Here is a 20,915-nt window from a genome sequence, read left to right on the forward strand (position 1 = left end):
CAAGCATAAAAAATGGAGGAGTGTGTGTAGATATGAATATGGTAATGAATCGCTTTGAACAGTTTTCTTTCAAAAAGGTACTCGTAGCATTGATCATGACAGCGCTTGTTTTTGCAGTTATTGCTCCATTCTCAGCTAAAGCGGCAGCAGCCGATGGCACGTATGCAGTAGACTATACCGTTCTGAAAGATCAAACGAATGAAACCTCCCGTCTGGATAGCTATTTGACGAAACCAGCTCAGGTTATTGTAGCTAATGGCAAAAATGTTGTGCGTTTGACCGTGAAAAGCAGCAATCTGATCACAACGTTCAAAGTGGAACAAAATGGCGTACTGCAAGACGCGACTGTGGTAAGTACAGATACTGCCAACAACACTCGTGTAGTAGAATTCGAAGTTGCTGACCTGAATGCTAAAGTCAACGCTTATGCTGAAATCACCATTCCAGTCATTGGCTATACAGGCAAGTATGACGTACAACTGCAATTCGACGAAATCTAATCCAAAATACAACGTAAAAGGAGACTGAGAACATGAACATGATCATGAACCGTATGGAAAAATTGTCTTTAAAAAAAGTGATGCTTACTGTATTGATGGCTGCGCTTGTTTTTGTGGTACTAGCTCCGTTTTCTTCCAATCAAGCACATGCGGCTTTGCCTAACGGTACGTATCAGTTACCTTATACGATTTATAAAGATGGAACCACTGAAAAATCCTACATGGATACCAATGGTTATGTAAAAAAACCAGCCACTCTAATTGTTACGAATGGTCAAAATAAAGTGAGAGTAGCTATTACCAAAAGTGCTTGGGTCACTGAATTCAAAACGCAACAAAATGGTCAATATGTGAATGCGACTGTGGTAAGCACATCAGGAGATACAAGAATAGTAGAGTTCCCTGTCAGTAGCTCGTCCCAAAAATTGAACGTTAAACTGCATGTAAGTGTGCCTGAAGAATACACTGGTGGTATTCCATACGATCATGATTATGTGGTTCAATTCCAATTTGACGACAGCGATATTTAAGGTTTTTTTGTAAAAATATTGATTTGAACTGAATACTCATTTGGAGTTTCAAAGCTCCAAATGAGTATATTTTAAGTAGGGGGATACATCACTTTGAAAAGCCGATTCAACAAATATTTTACGACATTTGCCGCTATTATAATGTTGTTTTCTTTATTTTCCCCGTATGTACTGGCGGCGTCTGAGGATGAGTCATCTCAAACTAATCAGTCTAGCTCCAGCACTACAGTAACTAGTGCAACCTATGCTACCTATGAGGAAGCACCTGGCACATATACCGAACCTGCTAATGCCACAACGGCTACCTATGCTAATGGGGAATATCTTATCGACTACAAGCCTTTAAGAAAGACCTCTACTGGAAGTACTCGGGATTCGAGTTTTAAAACGAACTATACCTTCCCTGGGGATTTGACAATCCAAGATGGAAAATATCATTTTTCATTTAAGTTTGCGGAAGCTCAAGGTCTTTCGAAATTTCTGGTAGAACAAAACGGGGAAACGGTTCCCGCAAAAATAGAAGTAGATTCCGGAAAAACTTCGGGAACTGTAAGTTTCGATGTTTATGATTTTCATCAAAATGTAAATACGGAGTTTGGATTTAATAGCAGTTCTCCATGGTATGTAGATACTGATCCTGACTATTCGGTGAAGGAATGGATTGAGTTTGATCCTTCCAGTCTGAGACTTAAAAACTCAACGGAGAATCCAACTGTTCCACCAGTAACACCACCGGTAACGCCTCCTGGTGGAGGAGAAAAGCTATCCGATTTGGATTTCATCCTTTTGAAGGATGGAACAGATGAAAAGTCTACGATGGATGGGTATACGGAGAAACCGGGTGCTCTGATAGAACGCAACGGTAAACAATATGCCCAATTTACATTGAAAAACAGTAAGCAGATTGATGGCTTCAAGGTAGAACAAAATGGGGTGTTAACGGACACTTCCGTAGTAAGTGAAGATCAAACTGTGAATACACGAATGATTGAATTTGAAGTCCAGGAACTGCCTGCCAAGTTGAACGCATGGGTAAGTATCAACTGGCCGGAGGTAAACTATGTAGGCACCTACAATGTAGACCTTCAGTTGGCTGCGGTACAGTCACCATCCACCTTGGCAGATGGAATATACTCCATTAACTTCAATACTCTGCATGCTACCAAGGATCAAGCTTCGTCAATGGCGCAATATCTGATGTCTCCGGCGACTTTGACGGTAACGAAGGGTCAATATGAGGCTTCCTTCACCATTAAAGACAGCACGACAGTGACGGAGTTCAAAACAGAGCAAAACGGAACGCTAACGGATGCAGATATTGTAAGTGAGGACAAGACAGCCAATACTCGCATTGTGAAATTCAAGGTAGCGGATTTGGACGCTATTCTGAATGCACAAGTACATGTAAGCACAAGTTTTCAAGGAACTGTGTATGAAATGGATCATAAGATCCGTCTCCAGTTCGACAAGAGTAGCATTACTGAAACGGGTACATCTCCTTCAGTAACGAGTTCTAATTTGAACTTCACCCTTTTGAAGGATGGAACAGATGAAAAGTCGATGATGGATGGATATACGGAAAAACCAGGTACTCTGGTTGAACGTAGTGGCAAGAAATATGTACAGTTCACTTTGAAAAACAGCAAGCAAATTGATGGCTTTAAAGTAGAACAAAAGGGAGTATTAGCGGATGTTACCACGGTAAGTGAGGACAAAACTGCTAACACGCGCGTTGTTGAATTTGAAGTCAAAGAAGTGCCAGCCAAGCTGAATGCATGGGTTAGCATCAATTGGCCTGAATTGAACTACGTGCAGACGTATAATGTGGATCTTCAATTAAGTTCTGCAACCTCATCAGGCTTGGCCGATGGAACGTATTCGATTAAGTTCGATACGCTTCATGCAACCAAGGAAGAAGCATCTTCGATGGCAAGATACCTGGTGTCTCCTGCAACATTGACGGTGCAAAAGGGTCAGTATGAAGCTTCCTTTACTGTTAAAGACAGCACTACAGTAACGAAGCTGAAAACGGAACAAAATGGAACTTTGACGGACACGGGTATTGTGAGTGAGGATAAAGCAGCGAATACTCGCGTAGTGAAATTCAAAGTAGCCGATTTGGATGCCGTTTTGAATGCACAAGTGCATATCAGCACGAGTTTTAATGGAACTCCGTATGAAATGGATCATAATATCCGCCTTAAATTTGACAAAAGTAGCCTGCCGGGAACGGACAATGGATCAAATCCGGTAACATCAAATCTGGACTTCACGCTGTTAAAAGACGGTTCAAGTGAAAAGTCCATGATGGATGGATATACGGAAAAACCAGGTACTCTGGTTGAACGTAGTGGCAAGAAATATGTACAGTTCACTTTGAAAAACAGCAAGCAAATTGATGGCTTCAAAGTAGAACAAAACGGAGTGTTGACCAACGCAATCGTAGTAAGCGAAGACAAAACGGCCAATACACGTGTTATTGAATTCGAGGTTAAAGAAGTGCCTGCCAAGCTGAACGCATGGGTAAGCATCAACTGGCCTGAATTGAACTATGTAAATACCTATGATGTTGATCTCCAGTTAGGAGCGGCAACAACCCCGGTTGACCCTGGAACGCCAGGTACGCCCGGAAAGGCCTTAGCTGATGGAACTTATTCAATCAACTTCGATGCATTGCATGCAACGAAAGATCAAAAATCAGCAATGGCGCAATATTTGTTGTCTCCAGCAACGTTGACGGTATCAAAGGGTAAGTATGAAGCTTCCTTTACGATCAAAGACAGCGCCACTGTGACGGAGTTTAAAACGGAACAAAACGGAACGTTGACGGATGCAGATGTCGTAAGTGTGGACAAGAAAGCCGACACTCGTGTTGTAAAGTTTAAAGTGGCAGACTTGGACGCTATTCTGAATGCACAGGTCCACGTAAGTACGAGCTATAACGGAACAGTTTATGAGATGGACCATAAGATTCGTCTTCAATTCGACCGTAGCAGCATTGCGGTTAAAGGAACGGATGGGGGTACAACTCCTGGGACTGAGAACGGCAAATATAGCATTGATTTCTCTGTGCTCAAAAACGGAAGCAATGAAATATCTGTAATGGATGGCTATATGCAAAAACCAGCCACTCTGTTGAAGCAATCCGGCAAAAATTTGATCCAGATCAAAATGGACAAGAGCAGCTGGATTAAAACGTTCAAGGTAAACGGTGCAGAGGCTCAGGTTATTGATCAATCGACCTCTGCAAATACAAGAACCGTCCAATTTGAAGTCGCAGATCTATCGGATAAAGTTATGGTTAATACACATGTCATTGTACCGGGTCTGGATTTGGGTGGCATCCCTTATGACCACGTATACGACGTGCAGTATCAATTCGAGCCTGCTACCATTCGCAGCTTTGTCGAACCGTCCTCTACAGGAGCGGCAGATCCAATCGTTAAATTGGATTTTGACAAGCTCGCCAATGGTAAATATATTTTGAAATTCAGTATTGTTTTAGCGGATAGAACAACAGGAGAGAATTCTCCGGCTCAACGCTTTATTGCCAATGAACCAGCGCAATTGGTCGTGGAAGGCGACAAACGGTTTGTAGGTCTGAAGCTGCAAAACGGTAATGAAGTGAAGGCATTGCGCATTTGGGATAACGCAAGCGGAGGCTACAAAGACGCAGAAGTGACCCAGGAAGATGCAGCAAGTAATACAAAGAACGTTCGTTTTAGCGTGAGCGACTTTAAGAACAACGTAAAAGGCCAACTGGTTGTTTACGAAGCTCCGAAGGTAGCGAGTGCTGCTCCGATGGTCTTCAAGGCTGAGGATCGTGTGGAGAAGGTATATGATTTTGAATTCAAATTCAATACTAGCGATGTAACGTATTACAACGATAAAAAGACAGGCGAAGTTGAACAAGGGAAAAGCAATTTAGCCGATGGAGAGTACACAGCGAACTTCCGTGTGCTGGCGAATGGAACGGACAAGGATTCTCTTGTGGCTCCTTTTGTACAGAGTCTGGCGAAGCTGGTTGTGAAGAATGGCAAAGTGCAAGCACATCTAACCGTTACGGACAATCAGGCTTTGAAGTTGTTCCAAACGGACTTTGAAGGCCGTTATGCCAATCCAACCGTTGTTGGTTCCAACACGAAAGGTGACACGCGCACCATCGCTTTTGAAGTGCCTGATCTGGACAAAAAGCTGAGCGTGTACACACAGGTATACTTGCCTGAGAAATTTATTTTGAATGAGAAGTTCGGCGGACAAATTCAATTTGACCGTGCATCGCTTAAAGGTGAGGGACTCAATGCAGCTACAACCGCACCAGCTACTGAGCGGACAGCAGAAACGCCAACACCTGTGGCTGAAACGAAACCTGTAGTTGAGCAACCAGCTCAAACAGTCACTTCCGAGAAGAAATACACGATCAATTACAATGTATTTAAAGATAAAACGAGCGAAGCTTCCGTCATGGATGGATACCTCGACAAGCCTGCTACATTGATTGAAAAGGGAGACAAGCGTTATATTCAAGTCACTTTGAAGAATAGCTCCTGGATGCCTGTTCTACAAGTGGAGCAGAATGGTAGCCTGAAAGATGTAGAGGTTATCTCGACATCTGGCGATACGCGTGTCGTTCAATTTGAAGCAGGGGACTTGTCTCGGAAAATCAGTGCCTACACACACGTCATTGTGCCCGGTTTAGTTCTTGGTGGCGTGCCATATGATCACTGGTATACCGTTCAATTCCAGTTTGATGAAGCGAGTCTGAAAGCAAAATAACATCAGGTCGCAGTAGCATCAAACCTGCTCCAATAACAGAATAGCTTGTATGCAAGCAAGTCTTGGTGCCCTGGCATCAAGACTTGTCAGCATTTCATAACCCGAAAAGTTGAGGCTCATGCTGCTTCTATATTTTGAATTGAGGTGATTTGGCTTTCATGAAACGATATACAGCTGTGGTAAAAGGGAAATCGTTCTACTTTTATATGTTGATGGGTCTGGTGCTTTTGTTGCTCGCCGGATGCTCGGGAGGGGCGGCGGCCGGACAGAACGATAATGAAGGTGCAAAATCGGTGGCAACGTCCGGCGATAAAGCACAATCACGTATTGTCGCTACAACGGTAGCCATTACGGAAATTACGGATGCGCTGGGCCTGGATTTGGCAGGCAAGCCGACAAGCACGAAAGTGCTGCCTGACCGTTATAAGGATGTGCCTGATGTGGGCAATCCGATGAGTCCTGATATGGAAAAAGTGATGTCGTTGAAGCCGACGGACGTACTGTCGGTTACGACACTAAAATATGATCTGGAGCCTAAATTTAAGGACATGAAGATCAATGCCGAATTTTTGAATTTTGAAAGTCTAGCGAATATGCAAAAAGAAATTCAAAAGCTGGGAGATACGTTCGGCAAAGCCGAAAAGGCAAAGGAGATTAATGGAGCTTTGGACGCTAAAGTAGCCGAGATTCAACAAAAGATCAAAGGGAAGAAATCCCCTAAAGTATTGATCTTGCTGGGGGTACCGGGAAGCTATCTGGTGGCTACCGAGCATTCCTATATTGGAGATCTGGTTAAAATTGCAGGTGGGACGAATGTAGTCCAAGGTGAGAAGGTTGAATTTATTGCCCACAATACAGAAGCCTTGCAACAGTCCAATCCGGATATTATCTTGCGTGCTGCACACGGGATGCCAGATGAAGTGGTCAAAATGTTCGACGAAGAGTTCAAAACTAACGATATTTGGAAACATTTTAACGCTGTGAAAAACGGACACGTCTATGATCTGCCAGAGCCGCTGTTTGGAACAACAGGAAATTTGGCGGTAAACTCGGCGCTGGATGAGCTAGTGAAAATGTTGTATCCTTCGAATTAAAGGAAGCTGATGACATGTCGAAAAAAGGTTGGAGCTTTATCGTTGTAATCGCCTTGCTCATCGGCGTCATTCTCTATTCAGCGATGACAGGCAGTCTCAAGGTGAATTTGAGTCAATTGGTGACCGGATTGTGGACAGGTACGGATGATCAGGTGAATGTGGTCAAGGATTTGAGACTACCGAGAATTATCGTAGCCGTGATGGCGGGAGCCACGCTTGCGGTGGCGGGTGTTTTACTGCAAGCCGTGATGAAAAACCCGCTGGCTGATGCCGGGGTTATCGGTATTTCTTCGGGGGCAGCTTTGGTTTCGCTGATTGCGGTTACGATCTTTCCGGCACTCTATTTCTGGATGCCCTTCTTTTCTTTTATCGGTGGTGCGTTGGCCTGTCTCATGGTTTACGGATTTTCATGGAAATCCGGCCTGCATCCGATTCGTCTGATCTTGATCGGAGTCGCTGTGAATGCGATTTTTTCGGGTCTCGGGCAGTCGTTTAACTATCGGGGCAGTTACGCGGTCACCAGCATTAATCAGGTTACAACCTCAACCTTGTCCATGAAAAAATGGGTTGATGTCGAGGTTATTGTGACCTATGGCGGGATTGGGCTGATTTTAGCCATGCTCGTGTTTTCCTGGTGCAATTTTTTGTCTCTGCAAGATAAAACAGCTAAAAATCTGGGGTTCAATGTGACGCGTGCGCGGCTTTTGATCTCCGTTATTGCTGTGCTGCTTGCAGCAACGGCTACAGCCATTGCTGGAGTTATTGCCTTTATCGGCCTGCTCGTTCCGCATTGTGCCCGCTACTTGGTTGGTTCGGATCACAAGTGGCTGATTCCGTTCTCCGCCTTGTGCGGCGGTTTGTTGCTACTGCTTGCGGATACACTGGGCCGGACGGTGCTTGCTCCCAATGAAATTCCGGCTTCCATTATTATGGCCGTCATTGGCGGGCCGTTCCTGATATTCCTGATCAGAAAGGCGGATCGCACTTATGGACATTAAGGATATTACCTTTTCATATGACCGGAAAACGGATCGTCTTCACGCCATCAATGCTGTCATTGAGCCGGGACGGATTACAACCATCATTGGTCCCAACGGCTGTGGCAAATCGACGCTGCTTAGCGTCATGTCGAACAATGCGGCTCCCCGCCTGGGTCAAGTGATTTTGGACGGTAAAGAGATTGCCCACTACAAGCCCAAGGAACTAGCCCGTCAACTGGCGGTAGTTCATCAGCAGAATGAGGCACCCTCTGACTTGACCGTAGAAAAGCTCGTCAGCTTCGGAAGACTCCCGCATAAGAACATGTTCACAGCCAGACGTGACGAGGACGAGCAGGCGGTCGAATGGGCGATAGCCTGTACGAATCTGGAGGAACGCAGAACACGCACGCTGGACCAGCTATCCGGGGGAGAAAGGCAGCGTGTATGGATTGCAATGGCCTTGGCACAACGGACACCGATTTTATTTTTGGATGAGCCGACCACCTATCTGGATATGTACTACCAGCTTGAAATTTTGGAACTCATCCGGCAGTTAAATCAGGAATACGGCCTGACGATCGTAATGGTGCTGCATGATATCAATCAGGCTATTCGTTATAGCGACGTTATGATTGCCATGAAGGAAGGACGCATTATAACGAACGGTCCGCCCGCTAAGGTCGTCACATCCGATATGATTCAGGCAGTATACGGCGTGGAAGTAGTCGTAAGACATGACGCTGAGGCGGGAATGTATCTTATTCCGATAGGTGTGGGAGCTTCCGTACATTTACAAGCACAGGGAGTGTAGATACTGCCTACTGAATGGCTCGTCTGTCTCCTGGTGGCATCGAATTTGGAAACAAGAAAAAATGGTTCTGGCCCGCGTTTTTGTCAGGGGACAATCGTGGGGACGGAAGCATTTTTTATTTTATTTTTAGAATATCGACGGAGGTTTCAGGGTTGTTCGGTTGACACACGGTTCGATTCCGATCCGTTGTGTGTTATACTATTGCCGTCGGTAATTTTGTGATTAGCACTTTACTAATGATAAGGATGGTATGCTCATATGATCAGTACAAGCGGCGTAACGCTTCGTTATGGTAAACGCCCACTTTTTGAAGACGTAAATATCAAATTTACTCCTGGGAACTGCTACGGCCTGATTGGGGCAAATGGCGCGGGCAAATCTACCTTTTTGAAAATTCTTTCCGGTGAAATTGAAGCCAATTCAGGCGAGGTTCACATGACACCGGGCGAACGGATGGCAGTGCTCAAGCAGAACCATTACGAATACGATGAATTCCCGGTTCTGGAAACTGTTATTATGGGTCATACGCGTCTGTATGAAATCATGAAGGAGAAAGATTCGCTGTATGCTAAATCAGAATTCACAGAGGCAGACGGCCTGCGTGCCGGCGAGCTTGAAGGTGAATTTGCGGAGCTGAACGGATGGGATGCCGAGCCGGATGCGGCTTCATTGCTGATCGGTCTTGGGATTACGCGCGACCTGCATGACAAGAACATGTCTGAGCTGAGCGGTAATGACAAGGTACGTGTTCTCCTGGCTCAAGCGTTGTTTGGTCGTCCGAACAACTTGCTGCTCGATGAGCCTACCAACCATTTGGACCTCGAATCCATTCAATGGCTGGAAAATTTCTTGATGGACTATGAAGGCACCGTCATCGTCGTATCCCATGATCGTCACTTCCTGAACAAGGTATGTACGCATATTGCGGATATTGATTTTGGCAAAATCCAGATGTACGTCGGCAACTACGACTTCTGGTATGAGTCCAGCCAGCTTGCGCTTGCCTTGACTCGTGATGCCAACAAGAAAAAGGAAGAGAAAATCAAGGAACTGCAAGCCTTTATTCAGCGCTTTTCTGCGAATGCTTCCAAGTCCAAACAGGCTACTTCACGTAAAAAACAACTGGATAAAATTACGCTGGACGATATTCGTCCGTCGAACCGTAAATATCCGTTCCTGAACTTCAAGCCTGAACGCGAAGCGGGCAAACAGCTGTTGACGGTAGACCGTCTCAGCAAGTCCATTGAAGGCGAGCAAGTGCTGAATGAGTTCAGCCTGGTTGTGAACAAAGGCGATAAAATCGCGTTTGTTGGCCCGAACGGCTTGCCTAAATCAACGCTCTTTCAGGTATTGATGAACGAAACCGAAGCGGACAGCGGTGAATTCTCTTGGGGGATTACGACTACTCAGGCTTATTTCCCGAAAGACAATTCTACCTATTTTGAAGGTGTGGATATGAATCTCGTGGAATGGCTGCGCCAATATTCCAAGGACCAGGACGAAACGTTCCTGCGTGGGTTCCTGGGGCGTATGCTCTTCTCAGGTGAAGAAGCGCTCAAGAAAGCAAGCGTGCTGTCCGGGGGCGAGAAGGTTCGCTGTATGCTGGCCAAGATGATGCTGAATGGCGCCAATGTGCTGCTGCTGGATGAACCGACCAATCACTTGGATCTGGAATCCATTACAGCGCTGAACAATGGTCTGATCGACTTTGACGGTACCCTATTATTCACATCGCATGACCATCAGTTCATTCAAACTATTGCAAACCGCATCGTGGAAATTACGCCGAACGGTGTAATCGACCGTACGATGAGCTATGATGAATACTTGGAAAACGATGAAATCACGAAATTGCGTGAAAGTATGTATCCGGTAGAAATCGTCTAAAACCAGCTAACCTTCAGTAAATCGATAAATAAAAAAGAGGAGCTCCTTCAGGCCATTTATGATGGCGGCGGAGACTCCTCTTTTTCGTTTGCGCCATTACCAATGGCTCACACCGTCAGGGCTACAGGGCGAAGATAATTCTGCCTGAGTCCGATGCGGTATAGCCTAATGGGTTGGCTTATGATCCGCCTGTACGACGGCGTTGGTTGTTCGGCTTCTTCGTATTTTGGCTTTTCAGTGTTTTGGCGGAAACGCCTTGAAAGCCGCCCTGCTGTGAAGCGCCGGACTGCTGTTTTTTTTGTGCCAGCTTTTCCCGAATGGCATCTGCGAGATTAACTTTACGTGGTTCATTAGCATTGCTCATGAATAAATTCCTCCTGTTGCCGCCAAATTCATGTCAATCATGCTGGATTGAAGGAAAACGCGGCTGTGTCCCCATTTTATACGTTTTTAAAAGATGGGACAAGGGCAACAATGATAACATGACGACGGGGCGGGCCGGAAGAGGGGGTGCCTATTTTTTGCATAAAGGAAAAAAAGTTTTATATACCCCACAGGAATGGGGCTTGGCAATACTTTTTCGTTGTTCCTACAGCGATGCGGAGCGGAAAGACTGTTTCTCTAGACCCACACAAACATGGTCTGTTATCCTGAAAATAACCGTTACCCAACGGCAAATGGTTATTTTCAGGGCAGCTAAGCTGCTTGTTTAAAGGGCCATTGCATAGGGCAGTTAAGCTGCTTGATCGAAGGTTTATTTTCAGGCAGCTACGCTGCTATTTTTATTTTTGGTTGGCGCAGCATGGAATGGTATAAAAGTTTATCCTGACTTTACGGTTTTCCCGTGATTATTATGGTGAGAACGTTCTGTCGGGAACTCTAATTTTGAAGGAGTGTCCCCCGTTGTGGTGAATGTGTATGATGAAATACGAAAAGGTGAGCGAGGGGCATGGGTGAGCATTATCGCCTACCTTATTCTGTCCGCTTTTAAGCTGATTAGTGGATATATATTTGCTTCCAGTGCGTTGCTGGCCGATGGATTTAACAACGTCACCGATATTGTGGTTTCCGTTGCCGTACTGATCGGGCTGCGAATATCTCAAAAACCGCCGGACTCCGACCACGCCTATGGACATTTTCGGGCAGAAACAATAGCGGCATTGCTGGCATCCTTTATTATGGCTGTCGTCGGTCTTCAGGTGCTTATTGACGGGATCGGAAGTATTTTCAGAGGCGGCAAGCAGACGCCTGATGTTACTTCCGCAGGAGTAGCGGTAATATGTGCGGTCATTATGCTGGGAGTATATATGTACAACAACAGACTGGCGCGGAAAATTAACAACAAGGCGTTACTGGCGGCAGCCAAGGATAACCTGTCAGATGCGCTCGTCAGTATCGGTGCAGCGGTTGGTATTATCGGGGCACAGTTTGGATTGCCATGGCTGGATACGGTTGCAGCTATAGCGGTAGGATTTATTATCTGTAAAACGGCGTGGGATATTTTCAAGGACTCTACACACAGCCTGACGGATGGTTTTGATGAGCAGGAGCTGTCAGACTTACGCAGCACGATTGCTCATATACCCGGTGTGGAGGGGATTCGGGATGTCAAGGCGCGGGTACACGGCAATCATGCTTTGGTGGATGTTGTCATAGAGGTGAACCCGCAACTCAGCCTGATTGAAGGACATCGGATCAGCGACCGGATTGAGGAACGCCTGCAAGAGGTTCATAATACGATGCATGTTCATGTCCATGTGGAACCCAAATTATAGATTATTTATTTAATAATTAGTGTTAAAAATGACTTTAGACCTATGTATAAAAGGTGTATGCGCTACCTTTTGTGACGTTTGGATTATATCTCTCTTCCTGTTGCTTTTACTATAATGAAAGCATGTCCGGCTATATTCGTCGGAATTGGACTTGCTCTTCAAATTCGTAAAAACAGCCAGGAGGTGCAACATTGAGAAGACGCGTGATGGGAATGCTCATGACGTCAGCCGCGCTGTTGGCAGCAATTCATGTGGCGCCGGGTCAGGTTGACGCAGCGGCATCGACAGCATCTACGGGACAGAAGGCGGTTATTCAGGCGGCTGTAAAGCTTAGATCCGGCCCTTCGACTACGGGAGATGTAGTCAGCTTTATGAAGCAGGGAGAGGCCGTAACGGTATTGGAGAAAACAAACAGCTATTGGTATAAGATCAAGACGTCTGATGGGGTAACTGGATACACAAGCAGCTCCGACAAGTACATAAAAGTAGGCGCTACCAGCGTCGCTGCTGCTGTCACCGAGCCTGCCGTCCGTAAACCGGAAGCCAAAGAAGTGCTTAAAACTAACAGTTCAGCCAAAGAGGCTCCAGCCTCAGTGAATAGTTCTGCCGGTCAAACGAAAGCTACGATTCAAACGTCCGTTCGTTTGCGGGCGGAGGCATCCACTTCATCCGAGGTTTTGGGCTATTTGAATGCAGGAGATATCGTCACCATTACAGATCCAAGTAACGCCTATTGGTTCAAGATTACCAATGCTGATGGCACGGTGGGCTATGTCAGCTCGTCTCCACAGTATATTCGTATTGGCGAGGGCGTTGTTGTGCAGCAGCCTGTGGCTGCTCCAGTAACATCTGCTCCTGACACCACCGCGATTCCTGCTATAGCAACTCCTGCGGAAGCCATAAACTTGCCTTCTGGTGACGCAGTGGCTGCCATTGAACAGGTTATTAACACAGGGATGACTTATCTCGGTACTCCGTATGAATATGGTTCGGATCGTAACAGTACGGTTACTTTTGATTGCTCGGCATTTACCCGTCAAATTTTCCGTCAGGCTGCAGGTATTCAGCTTCCGGCGGATTCACGTTCACAGGGTGAGTGGATCAAGCAGAATAGTCAGCCAAACACAGACATGACCACGCTGAAACGTGGCGATCTGCTTTTCTTTACCAATTACAATGCGTCTTCCGGGGCGTATACGTCCTTGGACAATTCCTCCCAAACGATTACACACGTAGCTGTATATCTGGGAGACAACAAGCTTCTTCATACGTTTTCTGTAGCGGGTGGCGGTGTGAAAGTTACGGATTTCAGCAAGCCTTGGCAGGATCGTTTCCTGTTCGGGGGGAGCGTAATCCAATAAAAGCATCATTAACCTTAAAAAAATTCCGCATTAAAAATAGGATGTTCCACAACCCTGTAATTGGGGCGGGAACATCCTATTTTTAAAGCTATATAATGATATATCTTCACTACACTTGATTCAGACTTCTTCTATTACGCCTATGACGCTCGTCTTCTTCCGGTAAAGAGTGAAATGACGAACAACACCAGAAATAACACAAACAATATTTTGGCGATTGTAGCAGCTATGGATACAACGATACCAAAAAAACCTAAAATCCCGGCGATCACGGCAAAAACTAAAAATAAAGCGGACCATTTCAGCATGTTCTGCATCCTCCTTCAATTGTATATAATGTGGCATACTCACAGCCGGTAGAGCGTGGCTGCGAATGACGGCTGAATCATTTGAATCTTTCGTGGCTCTGCCATCGTTATATGTTGTTTTAAACCGTGCCCGAATCCGTGAAACATAGCGTCAGGAGTGGGGGGGAAGCAAGCTGCAACGTTGTTTCGTGTCTGAATGTAAGGGGTAACTATGCAGTAATCATAAACATCATCGTGAAAAACGAAAGAGAGGTTAGGCCATGTTAACACAGGTCAGTATTTTTATTATCGCTATCGCATTTGCAGTTCTCGTTATTTTCCTCATTAAAACACTTAAAGCAGCACAAGGCTCTCTGGAAAAGGCAACTCAGACTCTCCAGGATGTACAAAAAACGGTAGATGAACTGAGCTATGAAGTAAAGCAAACGGTTCGACATGCCAATGATATTACCGCTGATGTTGATCATAAATTGAAGCAGGTGGAGCCTGTAATGGAATCAGTTAAAAACTTGGGCGAGGTGCTTAACGAAGTCACTCTGGCTGCGAAGCAGGCTTCAGCGGCATTAATCACCCGGTTTCAGAAGCCGCATCATACGGTGGATAAAAAGACCGGTACAGAAACCGCGATTAAGTCAGCTGCGTCGAACAGGCCACAAACTTCAACGGAACGGACGGTTCATAGCTACAATGCGACCTACGAGGAGCCTGCAGCAAAGCCAGCCAAAAACTGGTTGGGTTATGTAGATATCGCTGCCGGGGTGTGGCAGAAAATGCGTCAGTAGCATAGTGGCTGAACCGTAAACTATAGGAAATTCATTGAAAGGGTGAGATTTATGATGAAGATATTGCTAGCTGCTGGTTTGCTCACTCCCTTTTCCGGACAGGATACGGTTCAGCAAGCCGTTTCCCCGCATACGGCGGGGCATGTAGTAAGGGCTGTGCAGACGATTCCCGCCAAAAATGCCGTACCGGCTGATTTTCATACGCTAAACGGTATATCTTTGGACGATACGCGTGCGGATGTATTGAAAAAACTGGGCAAGCCCCTTCAAGTAAAGGAGGATACGCTGCTGCTTTCTACGGAATATCAATATCCTGACGTCGTGGTCGGTATGCGAGATGATATGGTTTCTTATGTGCATGTAGATCCCGCTGCTGGACGGATCAAGGTCAATGACCAGTGGCTGCCGCTAAAACGGCAAACGCTGGATAAGGTGCTGGGTGGCTCACAATTTACGGCAGAGGACGGCGAGGTATACGTTCGTGGACAGCGTGCGATCAAAGTTTTTATGGATGAGGCGTCCGATAAGCCTAAATATGTCGAGTTTTTTGACGAAGCCGAATGGTAATGTTTCTAATTTTAAGAGCATGACATAACATGGAAGTTTCAAACGAATGTACAGCGTGTAATAGTCAGAGAAGTCAATCCTAATAAGGAGCGTGAGAAACATGAATCAGACCCATCATAAATCTTATGCCAAAGTGGTAGAGAACGGTGTACAAGCCATCGAAGCGGTGAATGAATTGCGCAACACGGGCTATCGTTATGAGGATGTGTTTGTGCTCGCTCATGATCAGGATCGGACGGATCGTATTGCAGATACAGTGGATGCCAAGGAAATCGGGATTAAGGAAGAGGGCGTTTTTGATTCATTAGCCAATCTGTTCCGTTCCCGTGGCGACGAGCTTCGCGCTAAAATTACTTCCTTGGGATTTACAGATACGGAAGCTGATTTTTACGAAAAAGAACTGGATCAGGGCAAAGTTCTGGTCATTGCCAAAAAAGCTTGATAACGCCGGTTGAGCAGGGAAATAGACTGGCATTAGAGCTGAAAAAGAGGATGCTGACCGCCGCACAAGTGCTTCGCGGTTCCTCCAAAAACATAGATAAGGAATGGGGCGAGGGCCTCATTCCTTATCTATGTTTTTGGAATGCCTTCTTATGGAAAGCTAATTCATGTCCATAAGGGCGTTGCCGCTTAAACAGGTAAGTATAATACATGGGTTACAGATAAGGAGAGAGAAATGAGAATCCTAATTGTTGACGATAATCCGACCAATGTCATTATTATTCGTGAAATATTAAAGAAAGAAAATTATAAGGATGTTATCTCTGCCAGCTCAGCCGCAGAAATGTTGGAGCATTTGGGGATCGGCGACCGTACCATTAGTCTGCGTCCTCGACCTTCCGATATTGATTTGGTTCTGCTGGATATGATGATGCCTGAAATGGATGGTATCGAAGCTTGCAGCATCGTGCAGGAGTACGAGCATCTGAAAGATATACCCATCATCATGGTAACTGCTGTAGGCGATTCCAAGAAACTGGCAGAGGCACTGGATGTAGGGGCCGTCGATTACGTCACCAAGCCTATTAATAAGGTAGAATTAATGGCCAGAATACGGCTTGCCTTGCGTCTCAAACAGGAAAAGGACTGGCATAAAGACCGGGACCAGCGGATTCAGGACGAGCTGAAGCTGGCCGCGATGGTACAGCAGGCTGTGCTTAGTCCTGCCATTCAAGACCCGGTGCTGCAAGTAAATGCCCTGTATCAGCCTTCCTTTGAACTGGCGGGAGACTTGTATTCCTGGTATCCGCTCGGGGAAGGTAGATATGCGATCATTTTGCTGGATATGATGGGTCATGGCATCTCTTCTTCACTGTTCTGCATGTTCATTGCATCTGTACTCAAAGATACCGTGACCACATACGTAGAGCCCGAAAAGGTGATTCAGGAGCTGAATCGTCGCTTTAATCAACTGGATTTGGGCAAGCAGCTCGTGCAGTATTATTTTACGGCGATTTATATGGTCATTGATACCCGTTCTCGGCGGATTGATTATGTGAATGCGGGGCATCCACCTGGGCTGCTGTTTAGTCAGGACGGGAGCATCACCAAATTTGACCGTGCGTGCAGTCCGGTAGGTTTATTTGATAAAATTGATGCGGAAATGCACACGGTCCATTATGAAGGAACGGGGCATATCGCTTTGTATACCGACGGCTTGCTGGAGGCCGTAGAGGGCGAATATGAGGAACAACTGGAGTATTTGACTGCGTGTCTGCGCAAGCATGAGGAATGGAATGAAGAAGCGATGCTGGATGCTTTTTTTCGTAAAGAAGCACCGCAGGATCGCGATGATGATAAGTGCCTGATCTGGATTTCATTGAAAGAGGGAGAGAGCTTGCATGAAAATCAGAAATAAACTGCTGATCGGCTTCGGGTCGCTTATGGCGATCCTCCTTGTGCTGACACTAATCAGCTATGATCGAATGGGGAGTCTGAATGAGCAGCTGAATCAGGTTTACCAGGACCGCTATATGAAGGTCCGAAAAACAACGGCCATTCGCGGTCAGGTGAACGATATGGCGAAGGTTATGGCCAATCTGATATTAAATCCGGGGTCCTCTGTCAGTGAGGCCAAGCGAGAGCTTGATGGTATTACTGCTTCCGGAACTAAGGTGCTGGAGGAATTGGAATCTGGTTCTGGTACCAGTGAGGAGCAGCAGCAAGTGGATCGGGTAGCGGCCGCTTGGAAAGACTTTTTGAGCTATGAACAAAGACTGATTTCCTTGTTGGGGCAAGACCGTATTGAGGAAGCAAATGCTTTCCGTAATAGTACGGGGTTACCTGCTCAACAGGAGGCGCTGGACAGTGTTTCTACACTTTCCGTTTTTCAGGATCGGGAAATAGATCATGATATGGAGCAAGCCAATCAGGCTTATCAGGAATCCGTGCAGATTACCACAATTCTGATGGTCGCCGGGCTACTTATGGGGTTATTGGTTATCTTGTGGGTGCTTCCAAGTATTGCGAAAGGTCTAAACATCGTTAACCTCATGATCAATGGCTTTGGCAAAGGAAAATACAGGGCGATCAGCCGAATGAACGTAGCCTCCAAGGACGAGATTGGGGAGGTTGCCCGTGTATTTCAGCAAATGGCTGGAGACCTGGAGGAAAAGCGTAAGTTCGAGCACTCCGTCCTTCAGACGCAGAAGGATCAAGCCTGGCTCAATGCTAACACGGCACGGGTGACAGAACTGTTCCGAGGCGTGAATTCACTGGAGCAGGTCGCACAGATGTTTATCAGTGAGTTTACGCCTATTTTGGGAGGCAGCTACGGAGCGATTTATTTGCAAGGCAAGCAAGTGGAAGATGATCAATTTAAGCTGTACGGCTCCTACGCGAAGGAGGTTGCTGAAGATTCGATCAAGGACGTTATCCATGTTGGCGAAGGCTTGCTTGGACAAAGTGTTCTGGATCGCAAACCGATCCTGATTACGGAGACTCCTGACGGATATTTGTCCATCGGCTCCGCATTAGGGGCAAGTAAGCCGGTGGGGATTATGATTTTCCCTGTATTGTTCGAGGATGAATGCATCGGTGCTGTGGAAATAGCGTCGCTGGATCGCTTTAGTGATCTGGAAACGAAGCTGCTTGCTCAATTAGTGGAGAGCTTGGGGATTATTTTGAACAACATCAAGGGACGGATGCGGGTAGAGCAACTGCTGCGCGAATCGCAGGCGTTGACTGAGGAATTGCAGTGCCAGTCCGAAGAGCTTCAAACCCAGCAAGAGGAACTCAAGCGTTCCAACGAAAATTTGGAGGAGCAGACGGAGGAGCTTAAACGTTCGGAAGAGCTGCTACAGCGTCAGCAGGAGGAACTGGAGCATTTTAACACCGAGCTGATTGCCAAAACGAGAGCGCTGGAAGAGCAGGTTCGGGAAGTGGAGGAAAAGAACGACGAGATCGAACGTGCGCGTGCCCAGTTGGAGCAGCAGGCGATGCAGTTGGGCATCACAAGTAAATACAAATCGGAATTTTTAGCCAACATGTCGCATGAATTGCGTACTCCGCTGAATAGCTTGCTCATTCTTTCTCAGCTCCTGTCCGAGAACAAGGACGGCAATCTTAAGCCCAAGCAGGTTGAATATGCACAGACCATTTATATGTCAGGCGCAGATTTGCTGAAAATGATTGATGAAATTCTGGATCTATCCAAAGTGGACGCCGGGAAAATGGATATTAACCATGAGGCCGTCAACCTGAAAGAGCTGGAGATATTTGTGGAGCAAAATTTTGCTCCGGTCGCAGCCAAACGTGAGCTTCAACTCCATACCGAGATAGAAGAAAGCTTGCCGGAAGCCATTATAAGTGACGGTTATCGTCTCAAACAAATTTTACGGAATTTACTGTCCAATGCATTCAAGTTTACGACAGAGGGATCTGTTCGTTTTAGTGTATCAAGGGCAACCAGTGACCAGCTTCCCGGTTTTCTAAATCCGCATAAATCTTATTTGGCCTTGTCTGTACGTGATACAGGCATCGGCATTGCTTCGGATAAAACGGATCTGATTTTCGAGGCATTCCAGCAGGTAGATGGAACAACCAGCCGTAAATACGGCGGAACTGGACTTGGTTTGTCGATCAGCCGCGAGCTTTCCAGATTGCTGGGCGGTGTCATTACGGTAGAATCTGAGCAGGGACAGGGCAGTTGCTTCACGTTGTATCTGCCGGAACAAACGCAAACAACAGAGAGTGCGGAGTCGCAATCGGGTGCGGAACTGGATATGGGTGGCGTCGCAGCATCCGCAGAGTCGAATTCTCCTATGCTTGTTCCCGCTGAGCAGTTACCTATGTATCAGATGCCTTCAAAGGAAAAATCGGAGGACATCGTGCACCCGGGCGACGACCGGAACGAGATTGCCTCGAAGGATAAGGTATTACTGATCATAGAGGACGATGTTAAATTCGCTAAAATCCTGTACGATATGGCTCGTAGCCGTGACTTTAAGGCACTTATCGCTCTCCAGGGAGACGATGGGCTGGACATGGCCAGATCCTATTTGCCGGACGCCATTATTCTGGATATTCAATTGCCTGTTATGGATGGCTGGTCCATTTTGGGCGAGCTGAAAGGAAATTCATCGACGCGGCATATTCCGGTACATGTTATTTCGGTCATCGACGATGTGAAGCAAGGCTTGATGATGGGCGCGATTGCCTATCTCAAAAAGCCATCTTCAAAGGAAAGTCTGGATAAGGCATTTTCACATATTAAATCATATACAGATAAAATGGTGAAACGTCTTCTCGTGGTCGAGGACGATGAGAATCAGCGTAAATCCATTATTGAACTGATTGACCATGACGATGTTGCTATTACGGCGGTGTCCACCGGGCAAGAAGCACTGAATGAGCTGGGGGTACAGCGGTATGACTGTATGGTGCTGGATCTTATGCTGAACGATATGACAGGCTTTGAATTGCTCGACCGCATTCGGGACAATGAGCAACTGACTGATTTGCCGATTATTATTTATACGGGTAAAGATCTGGACAGCAAAGAAGAAACGCAACTGCGCAAATTTGCGGAGTCCATTATTATTAAGGATGTTAAATCGCCGGAACGGCTTTTGGATGAAACGACCCTGTTCCTGCATCGTGTTGAGGCGAATCTTCCTGAGGACAAACGTAAAATTTTGCAGAAGCTATATAACAAGGAAGAATTGTTTGAAGGTAAAAAAATATTGTTAGTGGATGATGATATTCGGAACGTATTCGCTCTGTCCAGCGTGCTGGAAGGTTACCGTATGGAGGTTACTTTTGCGGAAAATGGTAGAGAAGCGCTGGAAATGCTGGAACAGACACCTGATTTTGATCTGGTGCTGATGGATATGATGATGCCGGAAATGGACGGATATGAAGCCATGCGGCGAATCCGGCTGTTGCCACAATTCGAGAAGCTGCCTATCATTGCGCTCACAGCCAAGGCTATGAAGGATGATCGTTCCAAGTGTATTGAGGCAGGCGCTTCCGATTATGTGAAAAAGCCGATTCAAACCGAACAGCTTTTGTCATTAATGCGGGTATGGCTGTATTCGTAGCTTG

At 46.2% G+C, this 20,915-nt stretch carries 16 protein-coding genes; 14 read left to right on the plus strand and 2 right to left on the minus strand.

What is annotated here, in order from left to right; genetic code table 11:
- The first annotated feature begins 32 nt into the window (after positions 1-32).
- From ABH897_RS21975 to ABH897_RS22005, 7 genes are all read left to right on the plus strand, one after another.
- Positions 33-500, plus strand: a complete 468-nt coding sequence (locus tag ABH897_RS21975; protein ID WP_404520791.1) for an NEAT domain-containing protein — start codon at positions 33-35, stop codon at positions 498-500.
- Between the two features lie 32 nt (positions 501-532).
- Positions 533-1,030 carry an NEAT domain-containing protein gene (locus tag ABH897_RS21980; RefSeq protein ID WP_283653303.1) on the plus strand — a complete coding sequence of 166 codons (498 nt, stop codon included), beginning with the start codon at positions 533-535 and terminating at the stop codon, positions 1,028-1,030.
- 93 nt (positions 1,031-1,123) lie between these two features.
- A complete protein-coding gene (locus ABH897_RS21985) occupies positions 1,124-5,806 on the plus strand; it encodes an NEAT domain-containing protein (protein WP_404592698.1) in 4,683 nt (1,560 codons plus the stop codon).
- Positions 5,807-5,964: 158 nt separating this feature from the next.
- Positions 5,965-6,900 carry a heme ABC transporter substrate-binding protein IsdE gene (gene isdE / locus ABH897_RS21990; RefSeq protein ID WP_404592699.1) on the plus strand — a complete coding sequence of 312 codons (936 nt, stop codon included), beginning with the start codon at positions 5,965-5,967 and terminating at the stop codon, positions 6,898-6,900.
- Positions 6,901-6,914: 14 nt separating this feature from the next.
- Positions 6,915-7,898 carry a FecCD family ABC transporter permease gene (locus ABH897_RS21995; protein WP_283653300.1) on the plus strand — a complete coding sequence of 328 codons (984 nt, stop codon included), beginning with the start codon at positions 6,915-6,917 and terminating at the stop codon, positions 7,896-7,898.
- A complete protein-coding gene (locus ABH897_RS22000; protein ID WP_283653299.1) occupies positions 7,888-8,691 on the plus strand; it encodes an ABC transporter ATP-binding protein in 804 nt (267 codons plus the stop codon). The genes ABH897_RS21995 and ABH897_RS22000 overlap by 11 nt, the downstream gene beginning before the upstream one ends.
- A gap of 258 nt (positions 8,692-8,949) precedes the next feature.
- Entirely contained in the window at positions 8,950-10,578 is a 1,629-nt protein-coding gene (locus tag ABH897_RS22005) for an ABC-F family ATP-binding cassette domain-containing protein (RefSeq protein WP_283653298.1), read from the plus strand.
- A gap of 178 nt (positions 10,579-10,756) precedes the next feature.
- Here the strand turns inward: ABH897_RS22005 and ABH897_RS22010 are convergent, their stop codons facing one another.
- A complete protein-coding gene (locus ABH897_RS22010) occupies positions 10,757-10,942 on the minus strand; it encodes a hypothetical protein (RefSeq protein ID WP_404520795.1) in 186 nt (61 codons plus the stop codon).
- 541 nt (positions 10,943-11,483) lie between these two features.
- Here ABH897_RS22010 and ABH897_RS22015 point away from each other — a divergent pair.
- Positions 11,484-12,353 (plus strand): cation diffusion facilitator family transporter, encoded by an 870-nt coding sequence (locus tag ABH897_RS22015; RefSeq protein WP_283653296.1) that lies wholly within the window; start codon positions 11,484-11,486, stop codon positions 12,351-12,353.
- Positions 12,354-12,544: 191 nt separating this feature from the next.
- Complete coding sequence (locus tag ABH897_RS22020) at positions 12,545-13,714, plus strand: C40 family peptidase (RefSeq protein WP_404520796.1); 1,170 nt, start codon at positions 12,545-12,547, stop codon at positions 13,712-13,714.
- A 140-nt stretch (positions 13,715-13,854) separates the two neighbouring features.
- On the opposite strand, the gene ABH897_RS22025 is transcribed toward ABH897_RS22020, so the two are convergent.
- Positions 13,855-14,022, minus strand: a complete 168-nt coding sequence (locus ABH897_RS22025; protein WP_134912682.1) for a DUF1328 domain-containing protein — start codon at positions 14,020-14,022, stop codon at positions 13,855-13,857.
- A gap of 260 nt (positions 14,023-14,282) precedes the next feature.
- Between ABH897_RS22025 and ABH897_RS22030 the strand changes: the two genes are divergently transcribed.
- From ABH897_RS22030 to ABH897_RS22050, 5 genes are all read left to right on the plus strand, one after another.
- Entirely contained in the window at positions 14,283-14,804 is a 522-nt protein-coding gene (locus tag ABH897_RS22030) for a DUF948 domain-containing protein (RefSeq protein WP_283653293.1), read from the plus strand.
- A 51-nt stretch (positions 14,805-14,855) separates the two neighbouring features.
- Positions 14,856-15,371: a hypothetical protein gene (locus ABH897_RS22035; protein WP_404520797.1), complete on the plus strand. Its 516-nt coding sequence runs from the start codon at positions 14,856-14,858 to the stop codon at positions 15,369-15,371.
- 100 nt (positions 15,372-15,471) lie between these two features.
- Positions 15,472-15,813, plus strand: a complete 342-nt coding sequence (locus ABH897_RS22040) for a YflT domain-containing protein (protein ID WP_283653290.1) — start codon at positions 15,472-15,474, stop codon at positions 15,811-15,813.
- Positions 15,814-16,047: 234 nt separating this feature from the next.
- The gene (locus ABH897_RS22045; protein ID WP_283653289.1) at positions 16,048-17,229 is read left to right on the plus strand and encodes a PP2C family protein-serine/threonine phosphatase; all 1,182 of its coding nucleotides are present in this window, start codon (positions 16,048-16,050) and stop codon (positions 17,227-17,229) included.
- Positions 17,213-20,911, plus strand: a complete 3,699-nt coding sequence (locus ABH897_RS22050) for a response regulator (protein ID WP_404520798.1) — start codon at positions 17,213-17,215, stop codon at positions 20,909-20,911. Before ABH897_RS22045 ends, ABH897_RS22050 begins: the two co-directional genes overlap by 17 nt.
- Positions 20,912-20,915 lie beyond the last annotated feature (4 nt).

The sequence above is a fragment of the Paenibacillus sp. RC73 genome (genome assembly GCF_044908085.1).
Classification (GTDB): Bacteria; Bacillota; Bacilli; order Paenibacillales; family Paenibacillaceae; genus Paenibacillus; species Paenibacillus terrae_A.